This window comes from Halorubrum salinum, from assembly GCF_024494575.1.
Taxonomy (GTDB): Archaea; Halobacteriota; Halobacteria; order Halobacteriales; family Haloferacaceae; genus Halorubrum; species Halorubrum salinum.
The window spans coordinates 580,594-590,357 of the sequence record NZ_JANHDO010000001.1 but is presented as its reverse complement, the minus strand read 5'-3'; the positions used below and the strand labels follow the sequence as shown (position 1 = coordinate 590,357).

10 protein-coding genes are annotated in these 9,764 nt (G+C 67.9%); 4 read left to right on the top strand and 6 right to left on the bottom strand.

What is annotated here, in order from left to right; genetic code table 11:
• Positions 1–199: 199 nt before the first annotated feature.
• Entirely contained in the window at positions 200–967 is a 768-nt protein-coding gene (locus tag NO930_RS03090; RefSeq protein WP_137784412.1) for a pirin family protein, read from the top strand.
• A 10-nt stretch (positions 968–977) separates the two neighbouring features.
• Here the strand turns inward: NO930_RS03090 and NO930_RS03085 are convergent, their stop codons facing one another.
• Both NO930_RS03085 and NO930_RS03080 read right to left on the bottom strand, forming a co-directional pair.
• Complete coding sequence (locus tag NO930_RS03085) at positions 978–1,433, bottom strand: DoxX family protein (RefSeq protein ID WP_256402451.1); 456 nt, start codon at positions 1,431–1,433, stop codon at positions 978–980.
• Positions 1,434–2,516 (bottom strand): WD40/YVTN/BNR-like repeat-containing protein, encoded by a 1,083-nt coding sequence (locus NO930_RS03080; protein WP_256402450.1) that lies wholly within the window; start codon positions 2,514–2,516, stop codon positions 1,434–1,436. It lies immediately after the preceding gene.
• 83 nt (positions 2,517–2,599) lie between these two features.
• Between NO930_RS03080 and NO930_RS03075 the strand changes: the two genes are divergently transcribed.
• A complete protein-coding gene (locus tag NO930_RS03075; RefSeq protein WP_256402449.1) occupies positions 2,600–3,622 on the top strand; it encodes a TatD family hydrolase in 1,023 nt (340 codons plus the stop codon).
• A gap of 45 nt (positions 3,623–3,667) precedes the next feature.
• Here NO930_RS03075 and NO930_RS03070 read toward each other — a convergent pair whose 3' ends face one another.
• Both NO930_RS03070 and NO930_RS03065 read right to left on the bottom strand, forming a co-directional pair.
• Positions 3,668–4,555 carry a fumarylacetoacetate hydrolase family protein gene (locus tag NO930_RS03070; RefSeq protein WP_137783510.1) on the bottom strand — a complete coding sequence of 296 codons (888 nt, stop codon included), beginning with the start codon at positions 4,553–4,555 and terminating at the stop codon, positions 3,668–3,670.
• A gap of 48 nt (positions 4,556–4,603) precedes the next feature.
• Positions 4,604–5,959: an amidohydrolase family protein gene (locus tag NO930_RS03065; protein ID WP_137783509.1), complete on the bottom strand. Its 1,356-nt coding sequence runs from the start codon at positions 5,957–5,959 to the stop codon at positions 4,604–4,606.
• Between the two features lie 142 nt (positions 5,960–6,101).
• Here NO930_RS03065 and NO930_RS03060 point away from each other — a divergent pair, with 142 nt between their 5' ends.
• The gene (locus NO930_RS03060; protein WP_137783508.1) at positions 6,102–6,716 is read left to right on the top strand and encodes a TetR/AcrR family transcriptional regulator; all 615 of its coding nucleotides are present in this window, start codon (positions 6,102–6,104) and stop codon (positions 6,714–6,716) included.
• Positions 6,717–6,729: 13 nt separating this feature from the next.
• Here the strand turns inward: NO930_RS03060 and NO930_RS03055 are convergent, their stop codons facing one another.
• Positions 6,730–7,767 (bottom strand): ArsR/SmtB family transcription factor, encoded by a 1,038-nt coding sequence (locus tag NO930_RS03055; protein ID WP_256402448.1) that lies wholly within the window; start codon positions 7,765–7,767, stop codon positions 6,730–6,732.
• 97 nt (positions 7,768–7,864) lie between these two features.
• Between NO930_RS03055 and NO930_RS03050 the strand changes: the two genes are divergently transcribed.
• Positions 7,865–8,278 (top strand): Rieske (2Fe-2S) protein, encoded by a 414-nt coding sequence (locus tag NO930_RS03050; RefSeq protein ID WP_137783506.1) that lies wholly within the window; start codon positions 7,865–7,867, stop codon positions 8,276–8,278.
• Positions 8,279–8,367: 89 nt separating this feature from the next.
• On the opposite strand, the gene NO930_RS03045 is transcribed toward NO930_RS03050, so the two are convergent.
• Positions 8,368–9,720, bottom strand: a complete 1,353-nt coding sequence (locus NO930_RS03045; protein WP_256402447.1) for a putative ATP-dependent zinc protease — start codon at positions 9,718–9,720, stop codon at positions 8,368–8,370.
• Positions 9,721–9,764 lie beyond the last annotated feature (44 nt).

The window sequence follows — 9,764 nt, the reverse complement described above, 5'->3', positions numbered from 1 at the left end:
ACATCGTATCGTCTGTCGCCGACCACTATGAACGTTCTCCGTAACGGATTTCAGTAAGAATATCGACTAATACAAAAAAGCAATTAAGTAGGCCTCCATACGCTGTAGAACGCTGTTGTATAGAAGTTCATATTCAGTGTGTCAGTTTCTGACTACCGGCTCCACGGGACTTATCCGTCACAGACCCCTCAGATGACGTATGACATCAGATGCGGCGTCCGACGAGCGGTCCGCGAGCGACGGGCCGGTGGCCGGCCGGCCGGTGCGACACGGGACCGGCGTGAACTCGACTCGCGCGTTCCCCACCGAGGCGTATCCGAGCAGTCTCGACCCGTTCGTACTGTTCGAGCGGTTCTACATCGACCCGGATACCGGGTTCCCGATGCACGAACACCGCGGGTTCGAGATCGTCTCGTACATGCTGGACGGCGGGATGGACCACGCCGACTCGCTCGGCGTCGAACACACTGCCCGCGAGGGCGAGGCCATGCGGATCACGGCCGGCGGCGGCATCCGCCACTCCGAGTTCCCCGCCGACGGCGACGCGTGTAGCGGCCTCCAGCTCTGGGTGAACCTCCCGCGGAGCGAGAAGGAGGCCGAGGCGGACTACGTCGACGCGAGCGCCGCCGAACTGCCCACGGAGACGCCCGAGGGCGCGACGGTCACCACCGTCGTCGGCGACGGCTCGCCGATCGACCTCCGGACGCCGATGACGTACCTCGACGCGCGCGTCGACGACGAGTGGACGTGGTCGGTGCCGGACGGCTGGTCCGGCTTCCTCTACGGGGTCGCCGGTGCGGGGGCCGTCGACGGCGACGTGTTCTCCGAGGGCGACGTGCTCCCCGTCACGGAAGCTCGCGAGGTCCGGGTCGAAAACGGCGAGGACACCGATACCCTCCGCGTCGTCGCCGTCGCCGGGCGACCGCACGACGAACCGATCCAGTTACGCGGCCCGTACGTGCTGTAGCCGCCGGCGATCAGTCGTCGCCCGAATTATCGTTCGCGTCGCGGTCGGCCGCCTCGAGGAACACGAGCGCGCCGCCGAGCAGCGCGAGGTTCTTGAGGAAGTTGATCTTGTTGCCCTGTCGCTCCTGACCCTCCATGTTCCAGAAGTCGTGGATCGCGGGCGTCGTCCCGAGGAAGAAGACGGCGAGCGCGCCCGCGGCCGCGCGCGGCAGCCGCCAGAGCACGATCCCGAGGTTGGCGACGAGCAGCATCCCGGTGACGAAGGGGACGGCGATCTCGGGCATCGGAACGCCCTTCTCCTCGGCGATCTCGACGCGCTTGTCGTTGTGTTTGAACCCGTCGACGGCCATGTACGCCAGCACGCCGCCGTACAGCGATCGGCCGAGCAGCGAGGGGGCGTCGGGGGCGGAGTCGCCGCCGGCCGCCTCCGCCGACGCGGTCTCCTCAGACGCCTGATCGTCGCTCATTCACACCACCTCCATCCGGCTGACGTTCGCGTCGACGCGGCCGACGGTCTCGTAGGCCGGGCCGTCGCCGTCGGCTCCTCCGCCATCGCCGTCGCTGCCGTCGACGCGGCGCATGATCCGCCCTTCGACGTCGTCGCGTTGATCGGGCACGTCGAAGAGGCCGGAGCCGCAGATCACGTCGCCGTCGTGGACCGCCCACGTCTCGATGGTCTCGTGGGGTTCGCCGGGGAAGGGGACGCGCTCGAAGTCGCGGCCGAAGTTCGTCGACTCGAACAGCGCGACCTCGTGGTCGTCGTTCACCCACGCCGGCGGGGCCTCCTCGCCGCCGCAGAAGAAGACGCGCCCGTCGTGGACGAACACCCGTCGGATGTACGAGAAGTCGCTGCCGCGGTCGAGCCGGGTCCACGAGTCGCCGGCGTCCGTCGTGCGCCAGAGGCCGCCCTCGCCGACCGCGTGGCCGAGCCCGAGGTTCTCCAAGTCGTGATCGAGATAGCCGGTCGCCGCGAGCCACACGTCCTCGGAGACGGGCAGGACCTGGTGGACGTCGTCGACGATGGCGTCGCGTTTGTCGCGCCACGTCTGCCCCGCGTCGTCGCTCAGGTGGATCCCGCCGGCCTCGACGCCGGCGATGAGCCGCTCCGGTCGTCCGGGGACGGCTTCGAGCGCGCGCAGTCGCGCGTAGTGCGGGTCGATCGGCGACTCCCAGTGGCCGCGCGAAGGGATATCGCGAAACCCCTTCAGTTCCGTCCACGTCTCGCCGCCGTCGACGGAGCGGAAGACGTACGGGTCGTTCGTTCCGGCGTACAGCGCCCCGTCGGCGGTCGCGAGGATCGACCACACCTCGCTCTGTCCGGCGTGCCAGAACCGGTCGCCGAGCGGGACCCCCAGGTCCTCCCACGTCTCGCCGCCGTCGGCGGAGCGGTACGCGCCGGTCGACGACGCGACGAACACGCCCTCGGTGTGGTCCCACGACTTCACCGCGGTCACGACCTCGCAGTCGAGCACCCGCTCCGGCTCGTCCCGCTCGAAGGGCACGTCGCCGACCCGGTACAGCCCGTCGTCTGTCCCGATCAACAGTGTCATACACGCGTACGTGCGTCCGACGCCTACTAAAAGTTTTACCAAGCTGTAAAACGCTAAGTGGCCGGGGGGACAAAGGTCGAGTCATGCCGACGCCGCACGCGACGAAGCGACCGACCGACGCTGCCTACCTCGACGAACGAGACGGTGTGGACGCCGTCGACCTCCCGCGGGAGCTGCTCACGCTCCCGTGGATCGACATCCACAACCACGCGCACACGCTCTCGTGGGACGACCGGGAGCGGTACGCGCTCGCGGGCTGCCGCTCGATGCTGATGGTCGCCTCGGGATACCACTGGACCCCGTACAAGCCCGTGGAGGCCGACGACATCCGCTTCCTGTGGGACGACGCGATCAACCGCCGGACGGCCATCGAGCGCAACCACTTCTTCGAGGCCAAGCTCGGGCTCGGCGTCCACACCGGCGTCCGCATCGAGAACCCCGACGACCTGCTCGCCGCGATGGACGACTACTGCGCGCTGGAGGAGGTGATCGCGGTCGGCGAGACCGGCGTGGTCCCCTCCCAGCACGTCAGCGGCTGGAGCGTCGACGAACAGCGGGCGGTGGTGCAAGCGCAGATGGAACTGGCTCGCGACCACGACCTCCCGGTGATCCTCCACACGCCGAACACGTCGGCGGACGCGAAACGGTCGTACCGCGACGGTCTCGGCGTCACCCCCGGCTACGAGAAGAACGCCGGGCTCGGTGCCGACCCCGTCCTCGACGGCGAGAACCCCGCACTCGAATCGGTGAAACTCGACGTGACGGCGGCCCGCGACGCCGGCCTCGACGAGGAGCGCGTCGTCGCCTCCCACGCCGACCGCAACAACACGCGGTACCTGATGGAGGAGACGGATTGCTACCTGAGCTACACCATCGGCCACTCGTGGCTGGTCGGCGTCGACGCCGCCGACGTCGCCGACGCCATCGACGAGTACGGCTCCGACCGGATCATGGTCGATACCGACTGCGCGAACGTCCTCCGGACCGACCCGTTCGCGCTCAAGCGAGCGATATTCGAGCTGTACCGCTACGGGATCGACGTCGACGACATCCGACGGGTCGTAGTCGAGAACCCGCGGACGGTGTTCGGGTTCGAGGAGGAGTGAGTCGGCGCGTCGACGGACAGCGAGCCGTCAGTCGGCGGGCGATGCTCAGTCGAACGCGAAGTCGGTCGTCAACTCGCCGACGCCATCGACGGTCACGGTGACGGTGTCGCCGTCGCCGAGAAGCACCGGGGGCTCGCGGTAGACGCCCACCCCGGGCGGCGTGCCGGTGAAGAGGAGATCGCCCGGCGTGAGCGTGAACGCCTGACTGCAGAAGGAGACGAGTTCGTCGATCCCGAAGATGAGGTTCGACGTCGACGACTCCTGAAGTCGCTCGCCGTTGACGTCCGCGCTGATCGCCAGATCGTGCGGGTCGCCGACCTCGTCGGTCGTGACGATCTCGGGGCCGATCGGCGCGAACGAGTCGAGGCTCTTGCCGCGGACCCACTGGCCGTCGCCGTGCTGGAGGTCGCGCGCGGACACGTCGTTGCCGACCGTGAATCCGGCGACGTGATCGAGCGCCTCGTCGGGGTCGACGCGGCGCGCCTCCTCGCCGATGACCGCGACGAGTTCGGCCTCGTAATCGACCTTCTGCGTGAGGTCCGGATCCCACGAGACGGTGTCTTCCGGTCCGGTCACCGTCGTCGGGAACTTCGAGAAGAGGACGGGTTCGTCCGGGATCGGGTTGTCGCCCTCCTCGGCGTGGTCGCGGTAGTTCAGCCCGACGCAGACGACCTTCTGCGGGTTCGTCACCGGGGCCGCGCGGTCGACGGCGTCGGCGTCGTAGACGCCCGCGCCCGTCTCCGCCGCGTGCTCGACCGCGAGTTCGGCCTTGCGTCGCCAGTTCCACTCGGCGAGGAGGTCGGTCGTTGCGTCCGGGAGGTGGATGCCCGCGGCCGCGCCCGCCTCGGAGAGGCTGACGATCGAGCCGTCCTCAGTGGCGACGCCGCACCACGGTTCGTCCGCGTCTGTCGTGTGATATTGTCCGAGTTGCATTGAGTCAGTGTCGTGATGTCGTGGTAGGTTCAGTCGGTCGCGCGGGTCTCAGAACTCGAGTCCCGCCTCATCGAGCAGCCGGCAGCCGGACTCGACGAAGCGGTCGAACTCCTCGCGGACCTTCGGGTTCGTCAGTTCGCCGTCGCGTTTCACGACCTCGCCGTCGACGAGAACGGTGTCGACGTGCGAGGTGTCGGACTGGAACACGACCGTCTGGACCGGCGAGTGCGACGGGGCCGTCAGGAAGTCGTTTTCTCTCACCAGCACGACGTCCGCGCGCTTGCCGGGCGTGATCGTCCCGATCTCGTCGTCTAAGCCGAGCGCCTTCGCGCCCTCGATGGTCGCCATCTCGAGGGTGTCGCGCGCGGAGATGCTCACCTCGGTGACCTCCTCGTCGCCCTCTAAGACCGCCTGGTTGTCGAACATCCGCTGGACCTGCATGCCGATCCGCATCTGACTGCTCATGTCCCCGCTGATGTTCGAACAGACGTCGACCCCCCACGTCGGGCGGCCGCCGGCCTCGATCACCTTGCCGGTGACGGGAATGCCGTGACCCATCTGCATCTCGACTTCCGGCGTCGACGAGAAGGAGACGCCCTGCTCGACGGCGTGATCGATGTCCTCCTGTGAGAAGTGGTTGCCGTGCGCGACGTTGACGTCGGGGCCGAGCATGTCCTCGATGGCCCCGAAGCCCTGATAGTCGTCGCCGTACACGGAGGAAGGCCACAGCGCGGCCCCCATGTGGATGGACGAGAGCGCGTCCAGATCTCGCGCCAGTTCCAGGTCGCTGCGGGCGGTCTCGGGGGTACAGAAGTCCGGTCCGCGGAGGCCGAGCGCCAGGGAGAGTCGGTCGTCGTCCGCGATCTGCTCGTCGTAGAGCGTGCGGATGTTCTCTTCGGGGAGGCCGACGTCGCTCTCGTACCACCACTTCGCCGCGTCGTCGCCCGGCGGCCCGTACGTGTACACCGCGCGCAGTCCGGCGTCCTTCAGCGCGTCGACGGCGCGCTCGCCGTGTTCGAGCGTGTTCGGGTACGACCAGTCGAGCGCCGTGGTCGTCCCGGTGTGGAGCTTCTCGAACGCGCCGAAGAGCCCGCCGAGGTACATGTCCTCGGGCCGGTAGAGCCCGGTGATGTTCCCGAGCATGTGGTCGAAGTACTCGCCCATGAGCGACCAGTCCCCGGCGATGCCCCTGACCTGCGTCTGCGCGAGGTGGATGTGCGAGTCGACGAAGCCGGGGATGACGATGTGGTCCGAGGCGTCGATGACCTCGGCGTTCTCGGCCGAGAGCCCGCGACCGACCTCGAGTATCTCGCCGTCTTCGATCAGCACGTCGCCGCCATCTACGTCCCCCACGTCGGGATCGAGCGAGACGATCGTCCCGTTCTGGATGATTGTTCGTGTCATGCGCGGGTGTATCGTTCGCCCAAGAGGGTAAAAATTTACCGCATGGTAAAGAGAGCGCACTCGGGGCGAATCCCCCGCGTCGCGGCGCGTTCGGTCTCGCGCACAGCAATCGTATTATACCTCGCACCCGCACAGGTCAGGTATGAGCGACTCCCCCGACGCGGTCTCCGCGAAGGACACCGAGGAGGTGATCATGGAGGCCACCTTCCGTGCGTTGAGCAAGCACGGGTACACCGACCTCCGAATGCGCGACATCGGCGAGGAGATGGACCTCACGCGACAGGTGATCCACTACCACTTCGACGGCAAGTACGACCTGCTGTCGTCGTTTCTGGAGTACGTCATCGACCAGTACGAGGGGAGCGTCGAGGTCGACGCGGACGCGGACCCGCGGGCGGAACTGGACGCGCGGATCGACCAGTGCCTGTTCGGTCCCGAGTTCGAGGAGTTCTCCCACTGGGACCGGATGAAGGTGTACCACGAGCTGTACACCCACGCGCAAAACGACGGCGAGCACCGCGAGATCTTCAACGAGCACTACGACCGCATCCGCGGGAGCATCGTCGAGGTCGTCGAGGACGGCATCGAACGAGGAGTGTTCGTCCCCGTCGACGCCGATCGGATGGGCCAACTCATCACCGACGTGATCCACGCGGCCCGCGGCCGGCGGATGGCGCTCGGTCACGAGGACGCCCCCGACGAGGCCCGCGCCGCCATCGACGAGTTCATTCTGGACTCGCTGTACGCTGAGGAGTGAGTCGCCGCCCCGGTCATTCGGCCAGCGTCGTCTCGACCACCGTGCCCGTCTCGTCGACGACGACGCGGAGTTCGTCGCCGCCGCAGGGCAGCGCCAGCCGGACGCGGAGCGGCTCGTCGTCCGTGGAGACGACGGTCGTTCGCGCGTCGCTCACGCACCAGTCGAACGCCCAGAACGGCTCGGTGTTGAGGTCGACGCCGCGGTTCGCGTGGAACACGAGCGTCTCGGCGTGGTCGAGCAGCGTGAGCCCGACCGTCGAGCGCAGTCGGTACCGGCACCGCGTACAGACGTGCTCGACGGCGACGTCGAGGGCCGACTCGTCGGGGTCGGCGACGAGCGTCGTCTCGACCGTGCCGGTACACTCCGGGCAGACGCCGTCGGCGGCGAGACAGTAGTGGTGTCTGACGTAGTGGTGGAACGCCTCGGGCAAGTCCGCGGCAGACCGGTCGTCGAGGCCGCCGGAGGGGAACGGGTAGCTCACGTGGACGGTCCCGCAGTCGGCACAGCCGATCGTGAGCGTGTCGTCGACGTACCAGCCGTGGAGGTCGCCGTCGCAGTCGTAACACGCCCCGTCGACCGGGAAGAAACCGAGCTGGGCGCGCTCCGTGAGCGTTCCGGTGAAGATGGCGCTCACGACCTTCCGACCGGGGTAGCGAAACTCGTAGCCCTCTTCGCCGCGCCGCACGAAGTGCCCGGCGAGCTGATCGAGGTGGTAACTGAAGTTGGCGCTGTCCGCGAGATCGACCCGCTCGAAGAGGGCGCTGAAGCTGACCGGCGCGTCGTCCGCCCCCAGCTCCAACAGCGCCTCCAAGATCTCGACGCGGGTGTCGTTTCCGAGCGCGGCGAACGCCTCTGCCGGCGGCAGTCGCGATTCGGTCCGCCGGCCGGCCGCGAGGTCGGGTGCGTCGTCCTCGTCGCCGGCGGACTCGCGGCCGGGTTCGGCTTCGGTGCCGGGCTCAGAGCGGAGTCCGGGCTCGGCGTGGGAGTCGGACTCGGACCCGGCGTCGGCCGCCCGCGGTTCGGCGCCGGTCGCTCGATCGAAGTGACTCATACCTGACGTTCTCTTACTACCCGGTAAAATCTATCGGAGGCGGCCGCGAGTGGGCTCACGAACACGTTTTAGGTGTACCGGAGCCTCGGTCCCGTCGATGACCGGTACGAAGATCGCCGACCTCGCGGCGGTACCCGAGCGAGGGTCACACCTGTTCACGGCCGAAGACGGGTTCACCAACGAGACGGAGGTGATCCTCGTTCGCTGTGAGGAAACGCCGGGGGTTCGCGCGTGGGTGAACGTCTGCCCGCACGAGACCCAGCGGCTCGATCGGGGCGACGGGGCGGCGATGCGCGACGGCGAGATCGTCTGCCCGAAACACGGGTCGATGTTCGACGCCTGTTCCGGCGACTGTGACAACGGCGAGGCCGCGGGGACGAGCCTGCCGGCCGTCGAGGTCGCCGTCGACGACGGCGTCGTGTACCTCACCGACGACGACTACGACTACGTTCGCGACGGGCCGGCGGACGAGGACGACGGACCGGGGTCGACCTCCCACGTCGGGTTCTGACGCGATCGGACGCGGCGATCGAAGGGTGATCTATCTCACAGTGCGTCGGCGTCCGCGTGAGTCGGCGTCTGCGTCCGACGCCTCTCCCGCTACTCCTCCTCGAGTATCTCGCCGCCTTCGCCGCGTTCGGTCTCGTCGGCGTCCGCGCGCCGGCGCACGTCGACCCGGTAATCGCTGAGGATGTCGCGGCCCAACAGCAAGGGGTACTCCATGTGCCCGCGGTCCTCGACGCTGGCGGTGACCGTGTGTTGGTTCCCGCCGATGCCGATAACGAGGTCGACGACCGGCCGGGCCTTCCCGCCCTTCACGCTCCCAGATTTCACGCGCGTCATGCTCTTTATCGGGCCCGCACCGATCTCGGCGGCGAGCTGGGTGTCGATGCTGGTTCGCGTCGCGCCCGTGTCCGACTTCGCGAGCGCCTGCGTGGACCCGGAGGTACCCGTGACGACGACCTCCTCGATGTAGCCGATGTCGGGCTGTTCGGAGCTCGTCGTCTTCGGGACCGGCGCACACGAGGGCCGCGAGTCGTCGAGCGTCGCGGCGATCCGATCGACCGCGTCGTCGTCGACCTCGCCGCCGACCGTCTCGATCGCGAGCTTCGCGATGTGCGGCGCGGGACTCGTGCCCGTCGCCTCGTAGAGACCCTTGAACCCGGCCGTCGGGTTCACTTCGAGGACGTACCAGCCGTCGTACCCCTCGACGAGGTCGACGCCGGCGTAGTCGAGGTCCATCACCTCGGCCGCGTAGAGGGCGGTCTCTGCGGCCTCCTCGGGCATGTCGTCGGTGGCGTCCTCGACCGCACCGCCGAGCGCGACGTTCGTGCGCCAGTCGCCCTCGGGCGCGTAGCGATACATCGAGCCGACGATCTCGTCGCCGACGATGTACACGCGCAAGTCGCGGTGCTGTGCGTCGTCGCGGTCGATGAGCTTCTGGAGGAACGCCTGCCGGTTCCCCACCTTGGGATTCACGCGCTCCGTGAGATCGACCTTCCACGTCCCGCCGCCGTGAGTGCCGATGGCGGTCTTGTACACGCCCACGTCGCCGAAGCGCTCGCGGCCCTGGTTGAGCCGGTCGTTCGAGAGCGCGAGCAGGGCGTCCGGCACGCGGATGTTCCAGTCGGCGAGCGTCGCGGCCGTCGCGAACTTGTGGATCGCGGCGAGCACGGCGTCCGGCTCGTTGAGCATCGGCCGGATCCGCTCGAAGGTCGTCGCGAGTCCCAGAAGCTCCGCTGGCTGATCGGTGTTCGACAACAGCAAGCGGTTTGCGATGACGTCGACGGCGGGCTCCACCGAGACGTCGCCGTCCTCGACGCTTATCGCGGCGTTCTCCTCGCGGAGCCACACCGGCTCGTGGCCTAAGTCCTCGACGGCGTTGCAGATCGCCTTCGTTTCCTTACTGTTGTGTAGCGATAACACACCAACCCGTACCGAGTCCGAACTCATGCGTGTGCCTGCGCGGGCCGACCTAAAAGGCGCGCCGATCGCTC

Coding starts and splice junctions, on each gene's coding strand:
- NO930_RS03090 (WP_137784412.1), top strand. CDS start 200: ATGACATCAGATGCGGCGTCCGACGAGCGGTCCGCGAGCGACGGGCCG.
- NO930_RS03085 (WP_256402451.1), bottom strand. CDS start 1,433: ATGAGCGACGATCAGGCGTCTGAGGAGACCGCGTCGGCGGAGGCGGCC.
- NO930_RS03080 (WP_256402450.1), bottom strand. CDS start 2,516: ATGACACTGTTGATCGGGACAGACGACGGGCTGTACCGGGTCGGCGAC.
- NO930_RS03075 (WP_256402449.1), top strand. CDS start 2,600: ATGCCGACGCCGCACGCGACGAAGCGACCGACCGACGCTGCCTACCTC.
- NO930_RS03070 (WP_137783510.1), bottom strand. CDS start 4,555: ATGCAACTCGGACAATATCACACGACAGACGCGGACGAACCGTGGTGC.
- NO930_RS03065 (WP_137783509.1), bottom strand. CDS start 5,959: ATGACACGAACAATCATCCAGAACGGGACGATCGTCTCGCTCGATCCC.
- NO930_RS03060 (WP_137783508.1), top strand. CDS start 6,102: ATGAGCGACTCCCCCGACGCGGTCTCCGCGAAGGACACCGAGGAGGTG.
- NO930_RS03055 (WP_256402448.1), bottom strand. CDS start 7,767: ATGAGTCACTTCGATCGAGCGACCGGCGCCGAACCGCGGGCGGCCGAC.
- NO930_RS03050 (WP_137783506.1), top strand. CDS start 7,865: ATGACCGGTACGAAGATCGCCGACCTCGCGGCGGTACCCGAGCGAGGG.
- NO930_RS03045 (WP_256402447.1), bottom strand. CDS start 9,720: ATGAGTTCGGACTCGGTACGGGTTGGTGTGTTATCGCTACACAACAGT.